The 26,587-nt window shown below is 44.9% G+C and carries 26 protein-coding genes and 1 pseudogene; 13 read left to right on the top strand and 14 right to left on the bottom strand.

From position 1 onward, the window contains the following. Positions 1-4: 4 nt before the first annotated feature. The 4 genes from iolD to iolA all read right to left on the bottom strand — a co-directional run bounded on the left by iolD (position 5) and on the right by iolA (position 5,305). Positions 5-1,918, bottom strand: a complete 1,914-nt coding sequence (gene iolD / locus LWH95_RS14070) for a 3D-(3,5/4)-trihydroxycyclohexane-1,2-dione acylhydrolase (decyclizing) (RefSeq protein ID WP_232919811.1) — start codon at positions 1,916-1,918, stop codon at positions 5-7. Positions 1,919-1,950: 32 nt separating this feature from the next. Beyond that, a complete protein-coding gene (gene iolC, locus LWH95_RS14065) occupies positions 1,951-2,928 on the bottom strand; it encodes a 5-dehydro-2-deoxygluconokinase (RefSeq protein WP_019259953.1) in 978 nt (325 codons plus the stop codon). 23 nt (positions 2,929-2,951) lie between these two features. Next, positions 2,952-3,767, bottom strand: a complete 816-nt coding sequence (gene iolB, locus LWH95_RS14060) for a 5-deoxy-glucuronate isomerase (RefSeq protein ID WP_003236390.1) — start codon at positions 3,765-3,767, stop codon at positions 2,952-2,954. 74 nt (positions 3,768-3,841) lie between these two features. Then, entirely contained in the window at positions 3,842-5,305 is a 1,464-nt protein-coding gene (gene iolA, locus LWH95_RS14055; protein ID WP_060399889.1) for a methylmalonate-semialdehyde dehydrogenase, read from the bottom strand. Between the two features lie 417 nt (positions 5,306-5,722). Here iolA and iolR point away from each other — a divergent pair, with 417 nt between their 5' ends. From iolR to LWH95_RS14020, 7 genes are all read left to right on the top strand, one after another. Continuing rightward, on the top strand, positions 5,723-6,478 hold the full coding sequence (gene iolR / locus LWH95_RS14050) for a myo-inositol utilization transcriptional regulator IolR (RefSeq protein ID WP_084994145.1): 756 nt from the start codon (positions 5,723-5,725) through the stop codon (positions 6,476-6,478). A 53-nt stretch (positions 6,479-6,531) separates the two neighbouring features. Then, a complete protein-coding gene (locus tag LWH95_RS14045; RefSeq protein WP_019259956.1) occupies positions 6,532-7,464 on the top strand; it encodes an aldo/keto reductase in 933 nt (310 codons plus the stop codon). A 319-nt stretch (positions 7,465-7,783) separates the two neighbouring features. Then, positions 7,784-8,434, top strand: a complete 651-nt coding sequence (locus LWH95_RS14040; RefSeq protein WP_084994141.1) for a hypothetical protein — start codon at positions 7,784-7,786, stop codon at positions 8,432-8,434. 3 nt (positions 8,435-8,437) lie between these two features. Next, entirely contained in the window at positions 8,438-8,743 is a 306-nt protein-coding gene (locus LWH95_RS14035) for a DUF2653 family protein (protein ID WP_232919810.1), read from the top strand. 197 nt (positions 8,744-8,940) lie between these two features. Further along, positions 8,941-9,507: a CGNR zinc finger domain-containing protein gene (locus tag LWH95_RS14030; protein ID WP_148982281.1), complete on the top strand. Its 567-nt coding sequence runs from the start codon at positions 8,941-8,943 to the stop codon at positions 9,505-9,507. Positions 9,508-9,642: 135 nt separating this feature from the next. Beyond that, complete coding sequence (locus LWH95_RS14025) at positions 9,643-10,131, top strand: HPP family protein (protein WP_225515665.1); 489 nt, start codon at positions 9,643-9,645, stop codon at positions 10,129-10,131. 118 nt (positions 10,132-10,249) lie between these two features. Beyond that, positions 10,250-11,635: a sugar porter family MFS transporter gene (locus LWH95_RS14020; protein WP_060399896.1), complete on the top strand. Its 1,386-nt coding sequence runs from the start codon at positions 10,250-10,252 to the stop codon at positions 11,633-11,635. A gap of 41 nt (positions 11,636-11,676) precedes the next feature. On the opposite strand, the gene htpG is transcribed toward LWH95_RS14020, so the two are convergent. Together htpG and LWH95_RS14010 are read right to left on the bottom strand one after the other, a co-directional pair. Beyond that, complete coding sequence (gene htpG / locus LWH95_RS14015; protein ID WP_148982279.1) at positions 11,677-13,557, bottom strand: molecular chaperone HtpG; 1,881 nt, start codon at positions 13,555-13,557, stop codon at positions 11,677-11,679. Between the two features lie 175 nt (positions 13,558-13,732). Then, positions 13,733-13,984 carry a hypothetical protein gene (locus LWH95_RS14010; RefSeq protein ID WP_133486268.1) on the bottom strand — a complete coding sequence of 84 codons (252 nt, stop codon included), beginning with the start codon at positions 13,982-13,984 and terminating at the stop codon, positions 13,733-13,735. Between the two features lie 117 nt (positions 13,985-14,101). Between LWH95_RS14010 and LWH95_RS14005 the strand changes: the two genes are divergently transcribed. Next, positions 14,102-14,923, top strand: coding sequence for an SDR family oxidoreductase (locus LWH95_RS14005; RefSeq protein ID WP_133485338.1), 822 nt, complete (start codon positions 14,102-14,104; stop codon positions 14,921-14,923). A 28-nt stretch (positions 14,924-14,951) separates the two neighbouring features. Here LWH95_RS14005 and LWH95_RS14000 read toward each other — a convergent pair whose 3' ends face one another. Further along, positions 14,952-16,094, bottom strand: coding sequence for a TetR/AcrR family transcriptional regulator (locus LWH95_RS14000; protein WP_232919809.1), 1,143 nt, complete (start codon positions 16,092-16,094; stop codon positions 14,952-14,954). 141 nt (positions 16,095-16,235) lie between these two features. Between LWH95_RS14000 and LWH95_RS13995 the strand changes: the two genes are divergently transcribed. Next, the gene (locus tag LWH95_RS13995) at positions 16,236-17,573 is read left to right on the top strand and encodes an aldehyde dehydrogenase family protein (protein ID WP_133485334.1); all 1,338 of its coding nucleotides are present in this window, start codon (positions 16,236-16,238) and stop codon (positions 17,571-17,573) included. A gap of 418 nt (positions 17,574-17,991) precedes the next feature. Here LWH95_RS13995 and LWH95_RS13990 read toward each other — a convergent pair whose 3' ends face one another. The 3 genes from LWH95_RS13990 to LWH95_RS13980 all read right to left on the bottom strand — a co-directional run bounded on the left by LWH95_RS13990 (position 17,992) and on the right by LWH95_RS13980 (position 19,944). Then, entirely contained in the window at positions 17,992-18,420 is a 429-nt protein-coding gene (locus LWH95_RS13990; RefSeq protein ID WP_232919808.1) for a DUF5391 family protein, read from the bottom strand. Between the two features lie 122 nt (positions 18,421-18,542). Then, complete coding sequence (locus LWH95_RS13985; RefSeq protein ID WP_133485330.1) at positions 18,543-19,484, bottom strand: aldo/keto reductase; 942 nt, start codon at positions 19,482-19,484, stop codon at positions 18,543-18,545. A gap of 79 nt (positions 19,485-19,563) precedes the next feature. After that, on the bottom strand, positions 19,564-19,944 hold the full coding sequence (locus tag LWH95_RS13980; protein ID WP_232919807.1) for a MerR family transcriptional regulator: 381 nt from the start codon (positions 19,942-19,944) through the stop codon (positions 19,564-19,566). Positions 19,945-20,099: 155 nt separating this feature from the next. Between LWH95_RS13980 and LWH95_RS13975 the strand changes: the two genes are divergently transcribed. Next, positions 20,100-20,555, top strand: coding sequence for an RDD family protein (locus LWH95_RS13975; protein WP_003236425.1), 456 nt, complete (start codon positions 20,100-20,102; stop codon positions 20,553-20,555). Positions 20,556-20,584: 29 nt separating this feature from the next. Here the strand turns inward: LWH95_RS13975 and LWH95_RS13970 are convergent. The 3 genes and pseudogenes from LWH95_RS13970 to yxaF all read right to left on the bottom strand — a co-directional run bounded on the left by LWH95_RS13970 (position 20,585) and on the right by yxaF (position 23,581). After that, positions 20,585-21,792, bottom strand: a pseudogene (locus tag LWH95_RS13970) (DUF418 domain-containing protein). 107 nt (positions 21,793-21,899) lie between these two features. After that, positions 21,900-22,913: a quercetin 2,3-dioxygenase gene (locus LWH95_RS13965; protein ID WP_232919806.1), complete on the bottom strand. Its 1,014-nt coding sequence runs from the start codon at positions 22,911-22,913 to the stop codon at positions 21,900-21,902. A gap of 92 nt (positions 22,914-23,005) precedes the next feature. Beyond that, positions 23,006-23,581 carry a transcriptional regulator YxaF gene (gene yxaF, locus LWH95_RS13960; protein WP_003236428.1) on the bottom strand — a complete coding sequence of 192 codons (576 nt, stop codon included), beginning with the start codon at positions 23,579-23,581 and terminating at the stop codon, positions 23,006-23,008. A 129-nt stretch (positions 23,582-23,710) separates the two neighbouring features. Here yxaF and LWH95_RS13955 point away from each other — a divergent pair, with 129 nt between their 5' ends. Continuing rightward, entirely contained in the window at positions 23,711-24,784 is a 1,074-nt protein-coding gene (locus tag LWH95_RS13955; protein ID WP_232919805.1) for an SDR family oxidoreductase, read from the top strand. Between the two features lie 49 nt (positions 24,785-24,833). Here the strand turns inward: LWH95_RS13955 and LWH95_RS13950 are convergent, their stop codons facing one another. Beyond that, positions 24,834-25,265: a MarR family transcriptional regulator gene (locus tag LWH95_RS13950; protein WP_003236430.1), complete on the bottom strand. Its 432-nt coding sequence runs from the start codon at positions 25,263-25,265 to the stop codon at positions 24,834-24,836. Positions 25,266-25,488: 223 nt separating this feature from the next. Between LWH95_RS13950 and LWH95_RS13945 the strand changes: the two genes are divergently transcribed. Both LWH95_RS13945 and LWH95_RS13940 read left to right on the top strand, forming a co-directional pair. Continuing rightward, on the top strand, positions 25,489-25,893 hold the full coding sequence (locus tag LWH95_RS13945; RefSeq protein WP_232919804.1) for a CidA/LrgA family holin-like protein: 405 nt from the start codon (positions 25,489-25,491) through the stop codon (positions 25,891-25,893). Next, positions 25,863-26,555: an LrgB family protein gene (locus LWH95_RS13940; protein ID WP_003236432.1), complete on the top strand. Its 693-nt coding sequence runs from the start codon at positions 25,863-25,865 to the stop codon at positions 26,553-26,555. The genes LWH95_RS13945 and LWH95_RS13940 overlap by 31 nt, the downstream gene beginning before the upstream one ends. Positions 26,556-26,587: the final 32 nt, after the last annotated feature.

The raw sequence follows: 26,587 nt of genomic DNA, 5'->3' as shown, positions 1-26,587 counted from the left end.
CCCTCTAATACTGCTTCGCAGATTCCAGCATTTGTTCTTTTGCTTCGTATGCCTTCTGAACGCTTTCTTGTTCAGACACTTCTGCTACGCCGACATGCCACCAGCTGTCATAGCCGTCAGTCATTGTTTTTGGCAGAACCTTCATTTCAATTAACGTTGATACGTCCTGTTTCTTCGCATCCTCTAACGCCGCTTTTAACTCTTCTACTGTGTTGGCACGGTAGGTTTTTGCGCCGTATCCCTCAGCAACTTTCGCGTAATCAACATTCAAAATTTGGTTATCATCTGTGCGGAACTCACAATAGTAGCTGCCGCTCCCGTGATCCATTTGAAGGTTGTTGATACATCCAAAACCAGAGTTGTCAAAGAGCAGCACATTGATTTTCTTGTTGTACTGAATCGCCGTGATCAGCTCGGAATGAAGCATCAGGAAGCTGCCGTCTCCGACAATGGAATACACTTCTCTGTCAGGGTGGGCCAATTTAAGCCCCAGTGTGCCGGACACTTCATAGCCCATGCAGGAATACCCGTACTCCAGGTGATACGTATTCGGAACATTAGAATGCCACAAACGCTGCAAATCTCCTGGCAGGGAGCCTGCTGAACAGATGATCACGCTGTCTTCAGGAATCGTCTCGTTGATTGTCAGCAATGCCGTTGTTTGCGGCAGCTCAGTGTTCAACGCGTCAGCGTATTCATTTAGAATCTCCTGAGAGAAATGATTTTTGATTTCCGGATCAAACGCTTCCCGTTTAAACGTCACTTTGCTGAGGCGTTCGCGTTCAGCGAGCCATTCATCCTTCAGCTCCTTGATCGTGGAGCCGAATTCGCTCTTATAGCCTTCAAGCAAACCATGCAGTTTGCCAAGCGTCACTTTCGCATCCGCTACCACTTGGAACGCGTCGAGTTTATACGCCTGCATTCGGCTGACATTGATGTTCAGGAACTTCGCTTTATCAAAATCAAAAGCGGTCTTAGAGGATGTCGCAAAATCCGTATATCTTGTACCGATACCGATAATCAAATCAGCTTGGCGGGCCGCTTTATTTGCCGCAAGTGTACCTGTGATGCCCATTCCGCCGAGGTTGTTCGCAAAATCAGCTTCAACTGTCGACTTTCCTGCCTGTGTTTCAACTAACGGAATGTTATACGCTTCAGAAATGGCAACCAATTCATCGCGCGCGCCGGAGTATTTTGCGCCTCCGCCGACGAGGATCACAGGATTTTTGCTGGCTTTAATCAGCTCCGCAGCACCTTGAAGCTCGCGCTCGCTCGGCTGCATGCGATCAATATAGTGAACCCGTTTGACGAAGAAACTTTCATCAAAGTCGTATGCTTCTCCTTCAACATCCTGAGAAATGCAAATCGTTGCCGGACCTGCTTTTGCCGGATCAGTCATGACTTCAAACGCGCGCAGTAAACTGCTCATGAGCTGCTCAGGGCGCGTAATGCGGTCCCAGTATCTCGATACAGGTTTCAATGCATCGTTTGTTGTAATCGCCGCACTGTATTCTTGCTCCATTTGCTGCAGTACAGGGTCTGGCTGTCTTGTCGCAAATGTATCTGCCGGAATTAAGAGAACTGGGATATTATTTGCCAATGCAGTGCCGGCTGCCGCCACTAAGTTAGCAGCTCCCGGTCCGACGGATGTAGAGACCGCATATATTTTTCTTCTCAGCATTTGCTTGCTGTACGCCATTGCGGCATGGGCCATTCCTTGTTCATTTTTCCCTTGATAGACTTTCAAATGGCCTGCATCCTGCTCAAGCGCCTGGCCGATCCCTAATACGTTTCCATGACCGAAAATCGTGAAAATCCCTTCAACGAAAGGCTCTTCCTTTCCATCTACATGGATGTACTGCTGGTTTAAGAATTTAATCAGCGCTTGTGCTGTTGTTAAGCGAATTTTCTTACCCACAAACGATCCCACCTTTACTCGATCTTTTTCAATTATGACTGTGCTTCAATAAGCTGTACGATTTCATCTGCAGTCGGCATCGCTTCTGACGAACTGTGCTTGCTCACCACAATGGAGGCTGAAGCGCTGCCGTATTTCAATGCCGTTTCGATGTCTTTTCCGCTGACAAGGCCGTAGATAAAGGCTGACGCATAGGAGTCACCGGCTCCAAAGGTTTTCAGCACTTTTGTCTTGTACGCTTGGGCACGGAATACCTCGCCGGATTTGCTGTATGCATAAGAGCCTTCAACGCCGTGTTTGATGACAACGAGGTCGGCTGAATGATCAAATAAGTGATTGACGGATTCTTCATTGCTTCCGCCTGTGCGGTTTTCCATTACATCAAATTCATCACGTGTGCCGATGACGATATCAGACTGCTCGGCGACCAAAGAATAGTAAACGGCTGTTTCATCCGCTGACTGCCACGTATACGGGCGATAATCCAGTTCGAACACCACTTTAACCTGATGCTTTTTCGCATATTGAACAGCTTTTAACACCGCTTCCCGTGACGGGCTTTTGGCGAGCGCTGTCCCGGAAACAAGCAGCATTTTCGCATTTGCGATATAGTCCTCGCTTACCTCTGAAGGCTCAAGATAAAGATCCGCCACATCATCGCGATACATTAAGATGCTGCATTCTTCCGGGCTGAGAATTTCTGTAAATGCAAGGCCTGCTTTGTGGCCATCTTGATCCACAATCATCTGTGTTGTGTCAACGCCGGTATTTCTCATATAGGACTCTATGAATCTTCCATGCTGGTCATCTGGAATTTTGCCGATGAAGCCCGCTTTTAAGCCAAGCTTCGCGCTGCCGATTGCGATATTCGCAGGTGAACCGCCGACATATTTCGAAAATGTCATCGTTTCTTCCATTGGGCGGTTGTATTCGACTGCGTTCAGATCAATACATGCCCGGCCGATGGCAACAATATCAAAAGCCTTCTCTTCATTGAATGTATACTTCATCGTAAACAGCCACTCCTCACTTGTTAACGTTCTAAAATCCACTCATGCGCCGGGTCATTATGAAACTTCCATTTCCGCGTCGGCCCTGCCATGACATTTAAATAGTAGGATGTGTATCCGTCCGGCACGCCTACCGGGTGGTATCCAGCAGGAACGATGACAACGTTTTCATTTTCTACAGTCATTGTCTCGTCAATCGAGCGGTCATCTGTGTATACACGCTGAAACACAAAGCCCTGTCCCGGGTCTAACTCATGGTAGTACGTTTCTTCTAAAAAAGATTCCTCCGGCAAGTTGTCTTGATCATGTTTATGAGGCGGATAGCTGGACCAGTTGCCGCTGTCTGTATAGACTTCAACTACTAATAGGCTGTTAGCTGAAGGGTCTGAATCCGGAAGAATGTTGTGAACAGTACGTTTGTTTGAAAACTTCCCGCGGTGCTCAATTCCGTTGTCTTCCGCTTTGATCAGCTTTGTCGGAAGCTGTTTTTCCGATGGAGAATAGCAAAGCGCCACTCTTGCGTCGCTGACCGCTGTGATCTCAAAGGAACGGTCATTTGAAATATAGACGCTGTCTGTCGGTTTTCGTTCGAATACGCTTTCACGCGTGCCGATATTCTCAAAAGTCGACTCATGATCGGTCACTGTAATGTTTCCCGTTACCGCGACAATACAGATTTCCTGTTTTTTTAATTCTTCTGCATAGCTTGAACCGGAAGCGAGATCTAACACTTTAAACTCGACATAAGTGAGATCAGAGTTGGATTTCGTTACTTCGTGCACCAGTTTGACCCCATTAGATACTTCATTCGACTGCGGCTTACGCAATAAATAACTCATAGTGAAGCCCTCCTCTTTCTATTGGTAGAATGAGTCCGAACAGCGCACATAGACGCCGTTCGGCTGTTCGTCGTTTAGTTGAAATCAGGTGCTGGATATCTTGCCGTAACTACTTTTTTACGCGTATAGAAGTCGACGCTGTCTTTTCCGTTCGCATGCAGCGTTCCAAAGAATGAAGACTTCCAGCCTGAGAATGGGAAGAATGCCATTGGAGCCGGCACACCCAGGTTGATGCCGAGCATTCCCGCATCAATGTTTTCACGGAAGTAGCGGATTGCGTTTGAGTTGGATGTGAACAGGCAGGCACCGTTCGCAAACTCAGACTTATTGGCAATTTCGATCGCTTCTTTCAGGTTTTTCACGCGGATGACTGACAAGACCGGAGCAAAAATTTCATCTTTCCAGATCGTCATCTCTGTCGTGACATTGTCAAAGATCGTCGGGCCGACAAAGTAGCCGTCGTCAGATACATTTTCACGTCCGTCACAAACGAGTCTCGCGCCTTCTTCGAGCCCTTTTTCAATGTAGCTGAGTGTGCGCTTCTTGTTGTCTTCGCGAATAACCGGTCCTAAGAATACGCCGTCATCAAGGCCGTTACCGATTTTAATGTCAGCCACTTTTTCCTGCAGCTTCGCCATAAACTCATCAGCGATTCCTTCTTCAACTGTTACAACCGCACAAGCCATGCAGCGTTCACCAGCCGAACCGAAGGCTGCTCCGATGATGTTTGTGATCGTATCTTCGAGATTCGCATCGTTCAGGACAATCGTATGGTTTTTCGCGCCTGTCAGAGATTGAACGCGTTTTAAGTTTTCGCTTCCTTTTTTGTAGACGTACTCGCCGACTGGCTTGGAGCCTACGAATGAGATCGCTTTAATTTCAGGATGCTCGAGGATGCCGTTTACAACGTCATGCGCACCGTATACGACGTTGAATACCCCTTTCGGAAGACCCGCTTTTTCAAAAAGCTCAACCAATTTCTCTGTTAACAGCGGTGTACGCTCAGATGGTTTTAAAATAAATGTGTTGCCGAGCGCGATTGCCATCGGGAACATCCAGCAAGGAACCATCATCGGGAAGTTGAAAGGCGCGATTCCGCCGACAACTCCGATTGGGTAGCGGTAGTTGGCAGCTTCAACATCTGTTGCGATGGAAGCAAGTGAGTCACCCATCATCAGGGAAGGTGCTCCAGCTGCGAATTCTACGTTTTCAATTCCGCGTCCTACTTCTCCAAGAGCTTCTTTTGTGTTTTTTCCATTTTCAATCGTAATCAGATGAGCAAGTTCTTCTTTATGCTGAGACAGCAGCTGCTGGAAGTTAAATAGAATTCTGGCACGGCGCGGAACCGCCACTTTTGACCATGTTTTAAATGCCTCAGCCGCTTTTTGCGCAGCGTAATCAATATCCTCTTTTGTTGAAATCGGCACTTGGCACAGCACTTCTTTCGTCGCCGGATTCACAACGTCTTCATATTTATCTGTTTTGCTTTCAACCCATTCACCGTTGATGTAGTTTTTTAATTTTCTGATTTCTGCCATTCTTATTGCCTCCTTCATTAGTAAACACATACACTTGTATGGGTGGTTCAGGATAGATTCATATCAATATCCACTGTTTCAGTAAGCCAAGAATTAAACGCTTTCAAAAAAACCAAAAAAATAAATGGTGATGCAATTTTAGATACAAGCAACCATTTCATACACATCAGGTTACTTTTTGGTCATTTCTTGGTTATATTCTAATCGCATAATACCCATAAGTCAATCATAAACACTAAATTTTTTCATTATTTTTATTATATTAATCTTTTAATCAATTAAGAGAGGTAAGAGAAGACCGTCGAATCTTGCAAAAGATATACACCGATGTTATCATTTTTTTAGCAACTATTGATCAACTTTTGGTTTTTATTATATATTTATGTTACGTAAAGATTCAAGAAGGAGTTTTTTAATATGAAACTGATGCGGATTCAGGAAATGGAAGAGTACATTTTATCGCATGGCACTGTTTCCTTAGATGAGCTGTGCCAAGTGTTCAATGTCTCCAAAAACACAGTCAGACGTGATATCAACAAGTTAACAGAAAAGGGTGCGATTGAAAAAGTATACGGCGGCGTAACATCTATTGAGAAAACCGCATTAGTTCCTTTTGAGAATCGCACCATTCAGCACCAAGATGAAAAAACAAAAATTGCCCATTATGCTTCCCGGTTTATTGAAGATCACGATTTAATCTTCATTGATTCAGGAACAACAACAAAGTCTATTCTCGATACGCTTGATCCAGCCAAAAATGTCACCATTTTAACCAACAGTTTAGACATTATCAATGCGGCTTCAGCTTTGAAGAATATCAACTTAATCATTATCGGAAACAACTATAAGAGAAAAACGCGCTCCTTTGTCGGCATGGACGACCCGGCTATGCTTGATAAGTACAATATCAACAAAGCCTTTATGTCTGCTACCGGAACGACGCTGACACACGGATTGACCAATTCGGATCTGCTGGAGTACGAAATTAAAAAGAGGATTTCGGAAAAAGCAAAAGAAGTGTATTTATTGGCTGACCATTCAAAATTCGGAAAATCAACGCTTCTGACGTATGCGCCGTTTGACAGGCTGCATTGCATTGTGACATCTCAGCCATTAGATGACGAGTACACACAGTACTGCAATGAGCACCAAATCAGCATTCATCTGGCCTAACGTTTACAATAGTGTTGAGAGTCTTTCATCCATTTTATTCTAGGAGGCAGATCATGAAAAAAGCAAAGCTCGGAAAATCAGACTTGCAGGTATTCCCTATCGGATTAGGAACAAATGCTGTCGGAGGACACAACCTCTACCCGAACCTGAATGAAGAAACCGGAAAAGAATTGGTGCGCGAGGCAATCCGTAATGGCGTGACGATGTTAGATACCGCTTATATTTACGGGATCGGCCGTTCCGAAGAATTAATTGGTGAAGTGCTGCGCGAATTTAACCGTGAAGATGTTGTCATCGCAACAAAAGCCGCGCACAGAAAACAAGGAAATGATTTTGTCTTTGATAATTCACCAGAATTTCTTAAGAAATCAGTTGATGAAAGCCTGAAGCGTTTGAATACGGATTATATCGATTTGTTCTACATTCACTTCCCGGACGAACATACGCCGAAGGATGAAGCAGTTAACGCACTAAATGAAATGAAGCAAGCCGGAAAAATCCGTTCCATCGGTGTATCCAACTTCTCTTTAGAGCAGCTGAAAGAAGCAAACAGAGACGGCTTGGTAGATGTATTGCAAGGCGAATACAACCTGTTAAACCGCGAAGCGGAAAACACATTCTTCCCGTATACGAAGGAGCATAATATCTCGTTTATCCCTTACTTCCCGCTCGTATCGGGATTATTGGCAGGAAAATATACAGAAGATACAACGTTCCCTGAGGGTGACCTACGAAACGAAATGGAAAACTTCAAGGGCGAGCGTTTCAAAGAAAATATCAGAAAGGTCAACAAGCTTGCGCCGATTGCCGAAAAGCACAACGTGGACATCCCTCACATCGTATTGGCTTGGTATTTGGCAAGACCGGAAATTGATATTCTCATCCCGGGAGCGAAACGTGCCGATCAGCTGGTTGATAACATCAAAACAGCAGACGTGACGCTTTCTCAGGAAGATATTTCGTTTATTGATAAGCTGTTCGCATAAGAAGAATAAAACAGCCTTCTCCATTGGGAAGGCTGTTTTTATTTGGGCAAAATTGATCTATCATTCTATGATTGCATGATGAGAAAGCCCTTTAGTAGCTCCAAATCTAACTAATTTTAAGCAAAAGCTTACAAAAAGAGCCATAAATCCGATAAAATAAAGGTAGATTATCTCAGAAAGAAAGTGATTGAAAAAGCAAAACAAGATATGAAACGTTAGATGGGAATAAGAGACTCATATGAATAAAAAGTCTGACCTAGCTTCTTTTATTTGCTGCTCAGAATAACGGATCGTTTCGCCGGTCTATGGAGGAAACAGAATGAAACTTAAATATGTAAAAGCCTTAGTCGCAGTAACCGTTGCTTTAGGTGTACTGCTGCCATCAACCATTTCTCATGCCAAAAGTTTTAGCGGCCGCTCATCATCCAGTTACAGCAGCCGAAGTTCAAGCTCGTCATACAGCGGAAGCTATAAATCCAGCCCGAAATCAAGCTACAGTTCAGGATCAAGCTCTTCAAGCAAAAAGTCCAAGACATCTGACGATTCATCATCATCGATTTCGCTGAAAAAAAAATCTTCGGAAAAGTCGAGCTCATCAAGCTCTAAAAAATCGTCAGGCACGTTTTCCGGCGCCACATCAAAAGTAAGCGGAAAGACATACAGTGGAAAAACGTCTAAAGCTTATGTGGGCGGACGTTATGTTTCAGTGAATCATTACTACAATGCAGGATTCTCGCCATCGGGATGGTTTGGCTATTATAGCGGATTCACAACGGGCATGTTTATGATCAGCATGATGCACCCTTGGGGTTACACCTATCATCCAGTCGGAGGCCCGGGCTATGTTTCTTATGGCGCTTCGCCGATTGCCTGGATCGTTGATGTCATCGTTCTGATCATTATTTTACTCATTGTCATCGCTCTGATTCGCGCATTCAAATCACCGAAGACGTACAGAAGGAGCTTTTAGGTAATGAAATTAGTATTAAATGAGCAAGAAATTGTAGACGGGATTTGTGTGTATATATCTAATGAAGAAGAGATTTACCCTGAGGACGTTGAAGTAAAAGAGCTGTCTTACAACAAGCGTACAGGATTCTTCGCTGAAGCCAAATATGGCCTGCACCACAAGCAGCTTGATTCAGATGACATTTCAGAAGGCATTATTCAGTTCTTAGAGAAATACCACAACTTCAATCCAGACGTTACAGTCGTTGAATTGCAATTTGATAAGAAAAAAGGCTTCTCCGCCTTGGTTTTCGTCAATGAGGGAGAATAAAAAAACAAAACCTTACTCCGCGTGAGTAAGGTTTTTTATGATGTTTTCTCCTCCGGCACTTTTCGTGTAAACAGGAAGAGCACCGCCCCTATCATCAGCAGCCCGCCTGAAGGATAAACTGTAAAGACTCCTTTTACTCATATCCTTGCGTGAAAAAGGTTTTGGCGCTTACAATGAGTTTGAAAGGAATGATCACAATGGCAAATGCTCAATTCCCTCTTATCACACAAAACCTTTCTCTCGATCTCGTTAATACTGAAATCATAAGCTATGATAAACGGCACGATCTCATTCAGTCAGAAAAAGATCTGATGGTGTGGTTAGAAATAATGGGAGAAACAGCTCCTTTTCTCAGTTCTTTTACGCTACCGCAAGTCCAAGAACAATTGCAACGGATTCATCAATTCCGGGCTGAGCTAAGAAAACACTTTGAGCGTATAGCAGAAGGCAATGAACCTTCTCTTGCTTTTATCTCCTTCCTGCAAAATCAAATCGCCGCCGCTCCCTTTTCTTATCAAGTTATAGATGACAAACTCGCCCGCATTCCGAATGGAAAACCAGATGATTCCATTTTATCGCTTATCGCTTACGATGCGTTATGGCTGATTCATACAAAAGAAATCCAACAGCTGAAACGGTGCGCAAACGAAAAGTGCATTTTGCTTTTTCTTGATAAAACAGGAAGGCGAAAATGGTGCTCCATGAAGATATGCGGCAACAGACAAAAGGTCTCACGCCATCAGAAAAAAACCAACAATGAGTAAAAAACCGTTCCCTGCGAACGGTTTTTTTATTGAAACGACAAACTAACTATTAAAAATAAAATTGACAGGTTAGTTTTTAGCTATTATTCTATACATACTGGAGGGATAAATTTGGAAAACAACTTCTTTTTGAAAATGAAAGGAAAAGGAAAAACACCTTTACAGGTAAACGGCAAAGACGCTGTTACAGGGCTTATAGGAGGATTTATCACCATACTGACACTCGCTTCGTTGACCGCTTATACATCAAGCTTATGGTTAATGGCACCTTTTGGAGCAAGCTGTGTGCTCGTATTTAGCGCTTGGAGTGCTCCATTATCACAGCCAAGAAATGTGATTGGTGGCCATTTTATTTCCGCGCTTACAGGGATTGTTGTCCTTCACGTATTCGGCGCCCATCCATGGACCTTTGCATTGGGGACAGGGCTTGCCATTTGCTTGATGATGCTGACCAAAACCACTCACCCTCCCGCTGGCGCAGACCCGATTGTCGTCATTCAAGGTGCATACGCTTGGAGTTATTTAGTATTTCCCGTACTCATTGGATCTGTCGTCATCGTGATCATCGCTCTTGTTATCAATAATTTGCGCAAAAATCGCCAATACCCCGCGTTTTGGTTTTAAAGCAATGTCCGTTTTTTCAAAACAAATGTTTCAAATCAGATAGGAAAAGGGTACTAATCTATTAACTTTGTTAAACATAAGAGATACTCATTGGCCTAACAACTGAGGGGGAACATTTGTGAAGACAAACACAAGGAAATATATGATCTACTTTTTCGGCGCTTTAGGAGGGCTGCTTTACGGTTACGATACGGGAGTTATCTCCGGAGCCCTGCTCTTTATCAACAACGATATTCCTTTAACAACATTGACAGAAGGATTGGTTGTCAGCATGCTGCTCCTTGGCGCGATTTTCGGTTCTGCCTTAAGCGGGACATGCTCTGATCGCTGGGGCAGGAGAAAAGTTGTATTTGTCCTTTCCATCATTTTTATTGTCGGCGCACTCGCTTGCGCGTTTTCTCAAACAGTCGGCATGCTGATTGCGTCTCGGGTGATTCTCGGGTTGGCCGTTGGCGGTTCAACAGCGCTTGTGCCTGTGTACCTGTCAGAAATGGCGCCGACGAAAATCCGCGGTACACTTGGCACAATGAACAATCTAATGATTGTCACCGGGATTTTGCTCGCTTATATCGTAAACTATCTGTTTACACCGTTTGAAGCGTGGCGCTGGATGGTCGGTCTGGCTGCGGTGCCTGCCGTGCTTTTATTGATCGGCATTGCGTTTATGCCGGAATCGCCAAGGTGGCTCGTGAAGCGAGGCCGTGAAGAAGAAGCAAAACGAATCATGAACATCACGCATGATCCCAAGGATATTGAAATGGAATTGGCAGAGATGAAGCAAGGGGAAGCAGAGAAAAAAGAAACGACACTCGGCGTGCTGAAAGCCAAATGGATTCGCCCTATGCTTCTGATTGGTGTCGGCCTTGCCATTTTTCAGCAGGCTGTCGGCATTAACACGGTGATCTACTACGCGCCGACCATTTTTACGAAAGCCGGCCTTGGTACATCAGCTTCTGCGCTCGGCACAATGGGCATCGGCGTCCTAAACGTCATCATGTGCATCACTGCCATGATCTTAATTGACCGTGTCGGCCGCAAAAAACTCCTGATCTGGGGAAGTGTCGGCATCACACTGAGTCTGGCCGCATTATCAGGCGTGCTTCTGACACTGGGACTCTCAGCATCAACAGCGTGGATGACAGTTGTCTTTCTCGGCGTTTATATCGTATTTTACCAGGCGACATGGGGTCCGGTCGTTTGGGTGCTCATGCCCGAACTCTTCCCGTCCAAAGCGCGCGGAGCAGCGACAGGTTTCACCACTTTGGTGCTATCGGCAGCCAACCTGATCGTGTCGCTCGTCTTCCCGCTGATGCTCAGCGCAATGGGCATCGCATGGGTCTTTATGATTTTCTCAGTCATTTGTCTTCTCTCCTTTTTCTTCGCCCTCTACATGGTTCCGGAAACCAAAGGAAAGAGCTTGGAAGAAATTGAAGCAAGCCTGAAAAAACGGTTTAAAAAGAAGAAAAGCAGTCAAAGCCAAGTGCTGAATGAGCGCACATTATAAAAAAAAGGAATCGTCTCCTCACGGGACGATTCCTTTTTCTATTACACCATAACCTTGCAAATATTGTTCGTAAATTCCACAGGATCCTGAATCGGCAGGCCTTCGATGAGAAGCGCCTGATTGTACAGAAGATTTGTGTACAGGCTCAGCTTTTCTTTATCTTGTTCAAATGCGTCCTGCAGCGTTTGGAACACCTCATGATTCGGGTTGATTTCCAGCACTTTTTCCGCCTGTACATTTTGGCTGTCCGGCATCGCGTTTAAGATTTTTTCCATCTCAATCGTCACTTCACCGTCAGCAGCAAGGCAGACCGGATGTGATTTGAGTCGTTTTGAGATTCTGACGTTTTTCACTTTATCTGACAGAATGTTTTTCATTTCCTCAAACAGATCCTTGTACTTGCTTTCCTCTTCCTCGGATTGCTTTTGATCCTCATCCGTGTCTATGCCAAGGTCTCCGCTTGATACGGATTTGAATTCTTTTTCCTGATAAGATGCCAGCATTTTAATCGCAAACTCATCGATGTCCTCAGTGAAGTAGAGGATTTCATAGCCTTTGTCCGCGACCATTTCCGTTTGCGGCAATTTCTCAATGCGATCGTATGAATCACCGGTCGCGTAATAAATGTATTTTTGCTCCTCAGGCATTCTGGAAACATACTCGTCTAAGCTGACCAGTTTTTTCTCTTTCGAAGAGTAGAATAATAAGAGGTCCTTCAATTGATCCTTATTCGCGCCAAAATCATTGTACACACCGAATTTCAGCTGTCTGCCGAATGAGTTGTAGAACGTCTCGTATTTCTCTCGGTCTTTTTTGAGCAGGCTTTGCAGCTCGCTTTTGATTTTTTTGCTGATGTTTTTCGCAATCAGCTTCAGCTGGCGGTCATGCTGGAGCATTTCTCTGGAAATGTTCAGCGACAGATCCTCAGAATCGACCATCCCCTTCACAAAGCTGAAGTGGTCCGGAAGCAGATCCGCACATTTGTTCATGATCAGCACGCCATTGGAATACAGCTCCAAGCCTTTCTCATATTCCTTGGAATAATAGTCAAACGGCATGTTTTCAGGGATGAATAGAATCGCGTTGTAGCGCACGGCTCCATCTACACTGATATGAACATGTGTGAGCGGTTTATCAAATCCATAATGCTTTTCAGCATAGAACTTTTCGTAGTCCTCATCTGTCAGCTCGCTTTTATTCTTTCTCCAGATCGGCACCATGCTGTTGACCGTCTGTTCTTCCTGCACCTCTTCAAATTCATTCTCGCTGCCTTCCTTCGGCTTATTAATGGTTGTGTCCATTTTGATCGGGTAGCGAATGAAGTCGGAGTACTTTTTAATGATCGCTTTTAACCGATATTCTTCTAAGAACTCGTCATAGCTATCATCTTCTGTGTTCTCTTTGATTTTCAGGATAATGTCTGTACCGACAGAATCCTTTTCACACGGCTCAATCGTATAGCCGTCGGCACCCGCAGACTCCCATTTATACGCCTCTTCGCTGCCGAGCGCCTTACTGATGACTGTCACGACATCGGCAACCATAAATGCCGCGTAAAAACCGACACCGAATTGGCCGATGATGTCATGTCCGTCTTTCAGCTCGTTTTCCTTTTTAAACGCGAGGGAGCCGCTTTTTGCAATTGTTCCAAGATGCTGCTCAAGCTCGTCCTTTGTCATCCCGATCCCTGTATCAGAGATTGTTAATGTTCTCGCACTTTTGTCAGCTGCGATCTTTATGTAGTAACTGTCCTTATCAAACGTAAGCGTATCGTCCGTCAGCGCTTTGTAATAGATTTTGTCAATCGCGTCACTCGAATTGGAGATTAACTCACGCAGGAAAATTTCTTTTTGGGTATAAATCGAGTTAATCATCATATCCAGCAGTCGTTTGGACTCTGCTTTAAACTCTTTTTTCGCCACTCTGGATCGCTCCTTTTTGATATGTTGTTAGGTTATGTAAACTCTTTACAGCATCTATTTATCACATGCGGTGACAATTGTCAATTAGATTGATAGATGCATATATATGTAAATTTAACATTGGTTGGGTTTGTTTTCACTACTTTTCTAGGTCATTCTGTTAGAAAAGAGAGGATCACCCTCTCTTTTTTTCTGTGTCATTCCAGCGGCCAAACTCCCGCTTCATCCATATATGCACCGGGTAGAAAAACAACCCGAACGGTATCAGAAACAATAGATTATGCCATGAAGCATTCAGAAATGCCCTTGCTGTGACCGGAAACGTAATCTCTTGGAATAAAAAAGAGATGACAGTCAGCACGACAAACGCGGACGGAATCGTGACGAGGCAATAAAACTTGAGCTCCTTCTTATGCTGCACCTTCAACACACAAAAACCTCCCAACAATTTCTAGTCCATCTTAACATATGTTGGCAGTTCTTTTCTCACATGTTTATCACTGTACACAGAGGGAAGACAAATAGAAAAAGGAGGACTTGTACAATGGGAAGACTTGAAAACAAAACCGCAGTCATCACAGGCGCCGCAACAGGCATTGGACAAGCGACGGCAGAGGTTTTTGCCAATGAGGGCGCGCGTGTGATAATTGGAGATATCAATACAGATCAAATGAAAGAAACAGTTGAAGCAGTCAGACAAAACGGAGGACAGGCGGACGCCTTTCACCTCGATGTGTCAGATGAAAACAGTGTGAAAGCATTTGCTGATCAAATGAAGGAGGCGTGCGGAACAATAGATATTCTGTTTAATAACGCCGGCGTTGATCAGGAAGGGGGAAAAGTGCACGAATACCCTGTTGAGCTGTTTGACCGTATTATGGCTGTCGACCTGCGCGGCACGTTCCTTTGCAGCAAATACCTGATTCCGCTCATGCTCGAAAACGGAGGCTCCATCATCAACACCTCCTCCATGTCAGGCCGGGCCGCAGATCTTGACCGTTCCGGCTACAACGCCGCAAAAGGCGGCATTACCAACCTGACAAGAGCGATGGCGATTGATTACGCACGAAATGGCATCCGCGTCAATTCCATTTCACCGGGCACAATCGAAACACCGCTGATTAATAAATTGGCCGGCACCAAAGAACAGGAAATGGGCGAAAAATTCCGTGAAGCCAACAAATGGATCACGCCGCTTGGACGCCTCGGCCAGCCGAAGGAAATGGCGACAGTGGCACTGTTTCTCGCTTCAGACGACAGCTCATACGTCACAGGAGAGGACATCACCGCAGACGGCGGCATCATGGCGTACACATGGCCTGGGAAGATGCTGATTGATGAGAAATGGAAGGAAGAAACGAAATAAGAGAGGGGATGCCCCTCTCTTTTGTCTTTCAAAGCAATACAACCTTATATTTCTTCACATCCAAAAACTGCAAAAACTCTCTCGCCAGCACTTCCGGCGCATGCATCTTTCCTTCATCCAGCCGATACATAATCAACCCGATAATCATCGCGGATACATAATAGGCATAAAGCTTTTTCCCCGCATGAATATCAGTCTGCTGATGCAGGTAAAACGATTCCAGCACTTTAAACATCTCAGGTATCACATGAGGAACATCCCAGTCCCGATTGAGAAAATGGACAATGGGCATGCGGTCTAAAGCAGAAAGCAGACTGGCGAGCGCCTCCTCCGCTTCCTCTAAGGAAAGCGCATTCGGACTTGGGGTAATCGTCAGGTGATCTATGATCTCCGCACATGATTGCTGAATCATGGTTTGCAGCAATTCCTCTTTACTGGAATAGTGATCATAAAAGGTTGCGCGGCGGATATTGCTTTTCCGGGTAATGTCTGAAATCGTGATGGCCGCGTAGTCTTTTTTCTCCGCCAATACATCCAGCAAAGCCTTCTGCAGCGCCTCTCTCGTTCGAACCACACGCCTGTCGATTTGCCTGTCCTCCTGTCGCTCCCCTGATGCAGCCTGTCCAAACAGCCAATAAAACCGCTTTTGAGAAACAAGCTCCCATACCTTTTGGCTGATGGCTTCCGGAGTCGCGGCTGCATCCTCATTCAGCCAATACAAGATAATCGCGTACGTGTACAAAGCCCGGTAATGTCCGTAAATTTCCTGTTCGATCGGCGTTAAATTTACATGGATCGGAGCCAGCAAGACATCCTGCTGAAACACATCCTTAAAAAATCGATGAAAATGTTCTCTGTTCATCATCGTACCAAAAAAGGATCGATGCTTGTGAACAAAAGACAGAGTCGGATGCACCGTTTGCCGTTTTTTGTTCAAATGAAGGGTATCCATATGCTTGAAGGCGTCATGGAGCGCTTTACCCAGCCCTTCCTTCATGTCTTCGATCACATCCTCAATGATTGAAAACTTGTCTTCATAATAAAGGTAGAGCGTCCCGCGGCTCACTTTGGCCTTTTCAGCAATTTCTTTCATTGTAATGTGTTGAATATCTCTTTCTTCCAATAAAGCCAGCAGCGCCTGTTTCACTTGAGCTTCAGCAGATTCCGCCACAAAAACACCCCCTGTCATTAGACAGATGTTCGATATATGTACGGTAACGTATAGATGGTTCACCGTTGTCTTCCTTACAGAAAAGGTACCACTTTATAATAGGTCCGAGAAAAGAAGAAAGCAAATGAGGGGGATTTTACAATGGAACAGCAAGTAAAAGACGACATTCAGCGTGTCTTTCAGCTTCAGAAAAAACAGCAAAAAGCACTGCGCGCTTCAACAGCGGAACAGCGCATAGAGAAGCTTCAACGCTTTTTAGATTCCGTCATCGCCCATGAAGAAGAAATCATCGAAGCGATTCGCAAAGACGTCCGCAAACCATATCACGAGGTCAAAAAAGCGGAAATCGAAGGAACGAAAAAAGCGATCAGAGATAATATGAACAACCTTGAAAAATGGATGGCGCCTAAAGAAGTCGGTTCATCGTTAAGCCCTGAGGCAAACGGGATTCTCATGTACGAGCCTAAAGGCGTAACACTCATCCTCGGCCCGTGGAACTATCCGTTTATGCTGACGATGGCGCCGCTTGCCGCTTCTCTCGCAGCCGGAAACAGCGCGATTGTGAAGCTGTCCGATTTTACGATGAATACGAGCAACATTGCCGCAAAAGTCATTCGAGATGCTTTTGATGAAAAAGAAGTCGCGATTTTTGAAGGAGAGGTTGAGGTGGCAACCGAGCTTCTAGATCAGCCGTTCGACCACATTTTCTTCACTGGAAGCACAAATGTCGGAAAAATCGTTATGACAGCCGCTGCCAAACACTTGGCATCTGTCACACTTGAGCTAGGCGGCAAGAGCCCAACGATCATCGACAGTGAATACGATCTAATGGACGCAGCGAAAAAGATCGCCGTCGGCAAATTCGTAAACGCCGGCCAAACCTGCATCGCACCTGATTATCTGTTCATTAAAAAAGACGTGCAAGACAGGTTCGCGGGCATTTTACAAACAATCGTCAACGCAGGATTTATGGAGGATGATCACAACCCGGACCGCAGCAAATTTACGCAGATCGTCAATGACCGCAACTTTAACCGTGTCAAAGACCTGTTCGACGACGCCATCGAAAAAGGGGCGGAAGTGGTGTTCGGAGGCGTATTTGATGCCAGCGACCGCACGATCTCGCCAACCGTTTTGAAAAACGTCACGCCCGACATGAAAATCATGCAGGAGGAAATCTTCGCACCGATCCTGCCGATGATGAACTATGAAGACATCGACGAGGTCATCGATTACGTCAATGACCGCGATAAACCGCTTGCGCTTTATGTATTCAGCCACAATCAAGACCTGATCGACAACGTCCTTCAGCATACGACATCAGGCAACGCAGCCATCAACGATGTTGTCGTTCACTTCAGTGACGTCAACCTGCCATTCGGCGGCGTCAACACAAGCGGAATCGGCTCCTATCATGGGGTATATGGATTTAAAGAGTTTTCTCATGAGAAAGGTGTATTTATTCAAGCCTCTAAATAATCATAGTGAAGAGAATCTGCATCATCTTGCGGGTTCTCTTTCGCTTTTCACCCAACCTTTCTATCATTCTATAAACCAACTAAAAGGGAAAATAAAGAAATAACTAGCGATCAAATACATTTTTGTTGCGAGACAAAATTCCTCTAGTAAATCTCATTGAAACCGTACAGCCTCTAACGTATAATATCAAAATTTATACATAGAAAAGCAAAAAAGGCTGCCGAGATCTTCTCGCCAGCCTTTCTCACATTCAATTATTTCCCAAAATCCACTAGTTTCTGATAGATTCTGATATAAATCGTCCTCAGCAAATCAAAGCTTTCATATGAAATGATTTGACCATAAATGAGATCGCAATAAGTACAGCATATTATCCATTTTATAATTGTATGAGCAGTAAAATTACAAGTCTAGGAAACTATGTAATACTTCTTGTAACGGGCTTTTTTGATGCAGAACGAAAAGCGGCAAAAAACCAAATGACATTGACAGCAGCCGCAGCGAGACTAACCCCGATCACAAAGATCACCTCAGAAAGAAGATGGTCACTGAACAAACTAAACATCAAGATAAAACCGGCCGAAGACAAATGAATCAGCAGCCCAAAGCCGCAAAGCACGGCCATTACATACCTCATCGCATCTACTCCAAGCATGTAAATGAGAAAAGGAATGAAATACAACACTAGGATCATACCGATAGCTGACCACATGCCGACTGAGTTAAATTGATTGGCCGCCCCTCCCGTTCCGGCCAGCGGCGAAAGTGAAGCAGCGGCAATCATGGCACAAAAAAGGAACGCGGAAATGATTGTTACGATCGCCACTCTGTTTTTTCTAGAAGACATAAACAGACACCTCTCAAAATAGAAAATTTATCCTTTATATCATAAAACAAAAACAGCGGAAAAAGCGATCATAACTAAAAGATATACCCTTTCTTCAATCTGGGGTATATCTTTGCGAAATGTTATGAGCCAAACATCTGATCCATTTGTTTCAGGTCATCTTCTGATAAATGAATATCTGCTGTTTTTAGATTAGCCCTCAGCTGCTCAGGCCGAGTGGCTCCCGGAATAATCATATCAATCCCCGGCTGGTGTAACAGCCAAGCCAATGCAATTTGCGCCGGTTCCGCTTGTTTTTGTCCAGCAAACTGCTTTAATTTCTCCACTTTCTCAAGGTTCTCCAGAAATGCCTGACGCTGAAAAAGCGGGTGATTCGATCTTGATACATCAGTGAAAACATCATCGTGTTTGTACCGCCCGGCAAGCAATCCGGAAGCGAGAGGATAAAACGGGATAACAGAGATGCTTTTTTCTCTGCAGTATGGCAGAATGTCCTCCTCAGCATGCCGTACAAGTAAAGAGTACTCAGTTTGAAACACGTCCAAATGGCCATCAGTATTAAACTCCTGCAGCTGATGAAAGTCCAGATTAGATGCGCCAACAGCTCTAATTTTGCCTTCCTTTTTTAACTGAGCCAGCGCGTCCGCCGCTTCCCCTAATGGTGTTCGGCTGTCAGGAAAATGCAAAAAAAGGATATCAATATAATCGGTTTGCAATCGAATAAGCGCTTCATCAGCAGCCTTGCGCAGCGCTGACGGTCGAATGTCTGTCTTCACAGCTCCATTCACAAACTCGGGAGAAGGGGAAACCTTTGTTGAAATCACGATCTTTTCCCGATTGCCGCGCTGCTTAACGGCCTCTCCAATCATCTCCTCAGACCTGCCCAAGCCGTATAAATATGCTGTATCAATAAAATCAATGCCTTCATCGAATGCAGCATGAATCAGATCTTTTCCCATCTCTTCCGTCACATTGGGATACATCATCGCATTACCGACAACACCTGCACCTAAACCAATGTTGAAGGCGTTCAGCCCGGTCTTTCCAATATTTACGTTTTTCATGTATAAAACACTTCCCTATTCGCGTGATTCCCTGCTGCCAGGGTTGTGTTTTATGCTAAAACCTGGTGTAAACACCAGGTCAATACCTATTTTTTTGCTGCGACGGCCCAAATCCTTCTCCGCTCTCCAGCTTTTCTTCAATCAGCTCCCAAATTGTTTGCAGTTCTTTCTGTTTCTGTTTCAACTTATCCTGATAGTTTTTCAGCAGCGCGCGCTGATGATCATCTAACCTGTCAGTCTGCTCTTGCAGGCTGAGGAAGGGCTTCATTTCCTCCAAAGACATACCCGTTTTCTTCAGACATCTGATAAAGAGGAGCCGTTTTTTATCGTCCTCACTGAACGCTCGATGCCCATTTGCCTTTCGTTTGACTGGCGGAAGCAGTCCGATCTTCTCATAATAACGGATGGCATCTTCGGTCATTTGGCAATGTTCCATCATTTCTTTTAATGTATAAGACATTTTTTATCACCTACTAGTAGATTTATATAGTAAAAACAGAAGGATAAAAGACTCATTTTTCAGGCATATCAGGATTTTATCACCATATCATATTGCATGTGCTTTTTTTTCAAAGTATACTATTCCAGATTAATTCAAAGGAGAGAGAAAAATACATGGAAAAACCGGCAGGATTTTGGATTCGTTTTTTAGCTTATTTTATCGATGGCATTATTGTATCTGTTCCTAGTTATATTATTCTATTTATTATCAATGGTGTTTTTGTAGCTGGATCTGTGGCAGCAGACCCTTACATGACGGAAGAAGAGTATTTAGTGAAATACATGACGCTTGCATTTTTGCCTACCATGCTGATCACGATCGTCATCAGTGTATTATATTACGGTCTGCTCACATCTTCTAAAATGCAGGGCACACTCGGCAAAAAAATTCTTGGCCTGAAAGTGGTCAATGAACAAGGCGAACGGGTTTCTGTCGGACAAGGAATTGGCCGTTACTTTGCATATATCTTATCAGGAATCATCTTTTATATCGGTTTTATCATGATCGCCTTTGGAGAGAAAAAAGGCCTGCATGACATCATTTGCAAAACACGTGTCGTGTATAAATAATAGAAAAAAGTCTAGACGCCAATGGGCATCTAGACTTTTGTTTTCTTTACAATAGGCTGCCACGCCATATACGTAGCGCTTCTCCACAGCCACTCAAACGGCCCCATCCGAAAGACACGAAGCCAAAGGTGGCTGAAGACCATTTGAATGCACAAACCGCAATCGTGATGAGCACACCAGCAGCAGGGTACACTTTCCCATACAACCCCAAGCCGTAATGATAGAAAATCCACGTACACACGATAGACTGCATCAGATAATTGGTAAATGCCATCCGTCCAACAGCGGAGAAGGATTGGAGCACTGTTCTCACACTTGTTTTATGATAAAGATAGACAACCGTTGTGACATAGAAAAACATCAAGAAAGGCGCGCCAATCAGCAAGAATATTTCCTTATCTGTTACAGTGTACAGCACCTGGGCGCAGATGCCGATGATAAGCCCGGCCATCCACACTCGTTTCAATCCTTTGCGATACTTTCCCGGATCGTGCAAGTACCGTGATTTCGCCGCCGCAGCTCCCAGCAAAAACATGCTGAAATAAGGAATCGATGCAAAGAAGAAGTTGAGCGGGTTATACGTAAGCATGCCATTCGAAGACATGTAAACAAGACGATCGTGGATCCGCTGTTCCGCAATGTCCTTCAAGCTGCCGCTTCCGTAAACATGAAGTGCTTGCTTTGCTTGCTGAGTTACCGCTTGGACCCATTCCTGTCCGTTTGATTGATAAAAGCTTGTCAAAATAAACGGAATGGAAAACAAAAGATACAAAGAGACTGCCCATATCAGCAGTGTTTTCGGCTTTGCTTTTCGGAATAAGAGCAGGACAAAGCCGAGCAGGGCGTATTCCGTTAAAATATCCCCGTCCCAAATCAAAAAGGCATGAACCGTTCCAAACAAGAGAAGCGCCGCTAACCTTCTCGCATATAGCGGAACAAACCGCTTCCCTTTGCTTACGGCTCTCTCCATCATGACAACCATGCCAAATCCAAATAAAAAGGAAAATAACAAAATACATTTTGTTTGGATGAAGAATGTCAGTATGTCTGCTGCTGCAAAGTCTGCTTCAGACCACTTTTCTGTAAAAAAGTTCTCTTTTCCAAGCATAGACAAGTACATATCCGGATAACTGAAATGTGCCAGATTGACAAATAAGATGCCGAAAATCGCCATTCCTCTTAGCACATCAAGCACGCCGATCCGCTCATTTGCCAAAGTCGGCTGTAATGAAGCCACATCCATCACGCTCCTTTTTTCTGTACCTTAAGGGTATGAAAAAAAGGAGCGAGCAAACATCGATTTAGGTGTCGGGCATGCATGGGAACCTTACAATCTTGTCATTTTTATGGTTTCATTACCTTTAAATCTAATGCTTCGATATTCTGCAGGACGCGATCAAAGCGCAGAGCCTGAGGCTCACTTGGGTAGATGTGGCCTTCATACGGCTCACCTAACGTCCGGAAAAACGGTTCAAATAAGCCTGGAACCAGTACGCCCACCATCTTTGTATAATGAGAATCCAGACGATAGGAGTGAACAGTGTGCGCAGGGACATGCAGAAAATCTCCCGGGTTCAGCTGAATTTCCTGGCCATCTGCCCACATCGTCATCTGCCCTTCAAGGCAATAAAATGTTTCTGTATGGTGTTCATGATAGTGATCAACGATCCGATCACCTTTAGGGCCTTCCGATGATACGACGATAAATTGGCCGTCTGTATTTTTTTGTGCAGCCACAATGCGGTGAAGCTGATCCCCCGTCAACAGACGGTCGCCTTCCCCAGACTCAAGCACGTATGGAACGGCTCTATCCGGAAGCTCTGTAAGTTCCGCTAATGTTGCCGCATCTGCTGGATTTTCATCATCCAGAAAGGCAATGTCCGCCACAGCGGCCGCTTGTGCAAATCGCTCGTTTGACACTTCTTCGATTGCGTGCGGCGGATGTTCAGCGTGATCATATGGATTCCCAATAACGGAATACATATGCGCCACATTTCCCTTCATCGTATACGACACCAATCGTGTTCTGTGGCTCTGCATCCGGTAGCTGTGCGGTGTTCCGGCCGGAATGTTCGCATAATCGCCTGATACTAATAAATAATGTTCTCCATCAAGTGTCAGCTCAAGCTTACCGTCCAAAACGAGAATCCCTTCATGTGTGTCCTTGTGGACGTGAAGCGGAAAGGCATCTCCTTTTCCCCCGGAAAGCAGCACGATCTCAAACAGATCGCCTGTGCTCTTCGCATTCGCCATTACCGTGGCGACCTGTCTGCCGAACAAATAGCGCTCACCTTCTCCGCTGCGGAGCAAATAAGGCATTTTTTCTTTAGGTAATGAGTTTTCACATAATGTTTTCATATATCGTTTCCTCCAATTTAGACCAGTCTATATAATATAGTTTATCTGACTAGACCGTTCTATATAATTGTAGGAGAAAGGATAACAAAATGCTACCCTTTTTTTCTCACCAGCACTGGAATTTGCTCGGCAATGAGAAGAAGGGGCGTTTTGTCTTTATTCGTTAACGAAAGCATGATACCGCCCTCAATCATCGAATTGATCAGCATTCCAAGCTGATTTGCTTCTTCTTCTGCAAATCCGTTTTCCATTAATTTTTTCGCAAAAACCGCTTCCCAGCTTTTAAACACCTTCATGCAAACCGTCCGCAGCGGTTCACTGATTAACGCTGTCTCACTCGCCAGCAAACCGACTGGAATGCCTTGAATGCTTTCTGTATTGTCAAACTGGCTGGCTGTTTTTTTGATAAAATGCTGAATCGCTTCTGTTGGATCAGAGGATTCATCCATGCTTTGCTGTATCAGATGTTCAATCAATTTTCCTGTATATGTAACCGCTTCAATTGCTAATTCTTCTTTGCCATTCGGAAAAAAGTGATAAAGCGATCCCTTAGGAGCACCGCTTTCTTTCACAATCTGGTTCAAACCTGTCGCGTGATATCCTTGCAGCTGGAACAGACGTGACGCCGTGTGAAGGATTTTTTCACGTGAATCTCCTCTGCTAGTCATTAAAACATTCCCTCCTAGGTATGGTAGAGCGACTTATATAATATAAAAAAGAACCCTGTGATTGTCAAAAGGGCTAAGAACCTCCTGGATGGGGTAAAGGTACAAAAACGCGTTCAGGAGGGATTCTTAATGGCAAACGATGATGCAGTCACAAATACAGAACAGCTTGAACAACAGAACCCCGGCATGAAAACGAAGCTCAAACTGAAACAACTTAAGGATCAAGTGATTGTCATTACCGGCGCTTCAAGCGGAATCGGTCTTGTCACTGCGAGAATGGCAGCTGAAAAAGGGGCAAAGGTCGTGGCAGCAGCACGAAATGAAGACGCGCTGAAGGAGCTCGCTGATGAGCTTAAGGAAAAAGGGCACGACGCCATATGGGTGAAAGCGGATACCGGAAAAGAAGAAGACGTCAACCGCATCGCAGAAACCGCGATCAGCACATTCGGCCGCTTTGACACATGGGTCAACAATGCCGCCGTCTCGATTTTCGGACACGCCATGGACGTCACCGTCGACGACATGAAGCGAATGTTCGACACAAACTTCTGGGGACCTGTCTACGGAACAAGAGCAGCCGTCAAACACTACACCAGCAGAGGCGTGCCGGGTGCCCTCATCAATGTAGGAAGCCTGTTCGGCGACAGGGGAACGGTCATTCAATCCGCATATACGTCAGCCAAATTTGCGCTTCACGGATGGACGGAAAGCATCCGAATGGAGCTCGAAAAAGAACAGGCACCCGTCTCGGTTACGCTCATCCATCCGGGCAGAATTGACACGCCTTACAACGAACACGCGCGCAGCTACCTCGACAAACAGCCGGCTCATTACCGCTCTATGATCTACCCGCCGGAAGCGGCCGCCGAAGCCATCCTGTTTGCCGCCGAACACCCGAAGCGCGACATGTACATCGGATCACAGGCAAAAGCCATCGCCATGCTGGGTGCTCTTTTCCCCCGGCTGACCGACAGACTGATGGAAAAAATCATGTACTGCAGCCAGCATGCCGAAAGACCGTCGAACCCCCGAGAAAAAAGTGCGCTTTATGAAGCGGGCTACGGCCTGCATGACAGAGGCACAAATAAAGGATGGATACGGCCAAGAAGCTATTACATGAAAGCTACGAAGCGCCCGATTGTATCGGCGGCTGTTCTTGCCGGGCTTGCTTGTGCATGGGCTGCCGTCAAACGAAGCAGATAAACCTGAATGGCATAAAAAAACCCATGCGAACACATGGGTTTTTTGGCTATTAATCGATAAAGGCCTTGTTCATACGCTGCAGAAGTTCGCCAAACATTTCTTTTTCATTTGTTGACCACTCTTTCAGCATCTGTTCATAACGTTCAAGGCGCTTTTGCTTATCGGCTTTTAATGCTTGTTTGCCAAGCTTTGTAATAGTAAACAGACTGACTCTGCCATCGGAAGGGTCTGAGAAACGATAGATGAGCTCCTTCGCCTCTAATGCAGCTGCTTGTCTTGAAAGAGTAGAGATATCTAATTTAAACGAATCGGCCAGCTCCTTTACGCGGGCAGGCCCAAATTCATCCAATTGTCTTAACAATAAGTAGGATGATCTCTCCAAATTCCCTGTTCTTTTCTCTGATTGATCCAGATAAACAGCTCTCCTGATAAAAGTCGTCAGCTCATATTCAATTAATTCAACTGGATTTTGTTTTTGCAATCGCTCTCGCTCCCCATTCCAATCTCCGACATTGACAACACTGCATATACTTGTATAATACAAATGTATATTAACTGCATTAATACAAGTTATATAACTAAATCATTTTTATACTTGTATAGTACAATCATACAAAAAGAAAGTAAAGTGATTCCTCAGAACAATCGTCAAAGCAAGTCACCAGAAAGGAGGAGGCTGTTCTAATTGGAGGGCAGCACTCGATGTGAAAGTCATACGAATTATTTTGCAAGTGTTGATTTTATATGTATTTTTTATGATTGGGGAAGCCATTCAGCATCTGTTTCATTTACTAGTATCAGGAAGCATAGTCGGATTGGTATTGCTGCTGATCTGTTTAGGTCTCCGTATTGTTCCGGTCTCCATTATTGAAGACGGAGCAGGTTTTTTATTGTCCTTTCTTCCATTGTTGTTCATCCCGGCAATGACAGGAGTGATGAAATACCCGTCTCTCATTTCATTAAATGGTTTGATGCTGCTGATTACAGTCGTTCTGAGCACCATCGTCACGATCATTGCGGCTGGATTCGTCAGCCAGCTATTAGAGAAAAAAGCAAAAAAGCGTGAGGAGAAAGAGAAATGCAGCAAGCATGTATCGCAATCATTATAATTCTTTTAACAGTTGCCGCTTATTTAGCGATGGTCAAACTCTATAAGCGATTCCCGTTACCATTTCTTATCCCTGTTCTGACAACGACAATATTGATTGTCGCGGTTTTGGTGTTGTTCCATGTTTCGTATGAAGGCTATATGATCGGGGGAAAATGGATCAATTCTTTGCTTGGGCCGGCTGTTGTGGCACTGGCCTATCCGCTTTATAAACAATGGCATATCATTGTAAAACATTGTGTTCCCATTATAGGTGGCGTGCTGGTCGGATTATGCATGGGAATGATCAGCGGGCTGATCTTCGCAGAAGCATTCGGGATTCATCATGATCTCTTATTATCCATTCTGCCAAAGTCGATCACAACCCCTGTCGCTATTCAGATCGCCGCCGGTCTTGGCGGTGTTCCTTCCATGACAGTCGTCTTTGTGATGATTGCGGGCTTTTCAGGCGTCATCCTCGGGCCGATGGTCTTAAAATGGCTCCGCATACGCAGCTCACTTGGCCAAGGCATTGCATTAGGCAGCGCCTCCCATGCACTGGGCACCTCAAAAGCATTCGAATACGGGGAACTGGCCGTATCCATGAGTTCCGTCTCCATGACGCTTTGTGCGGTGCTTGGCTCATTTTTCGGCCCGCTCGTCGTCTGGCTGTTTCATATTTAACAAAGAAAGACTGCCTACAGGAGGGCAGTCTT

The sequence above is a fragment of the Bacillus sp. G16 genome (genome assembly GCF_021282335.1).
GTDB lineage: Bacteria > Bacillota > Bacilli > Bacillales > Bacillaceae > Bacillus > Bacillus inaquosorum.
The sequence above is the reverse complement of the archived record's forward strand: the minus strand, read 5'-3'. Positions and strand labels throughout refer to the sequence as shown.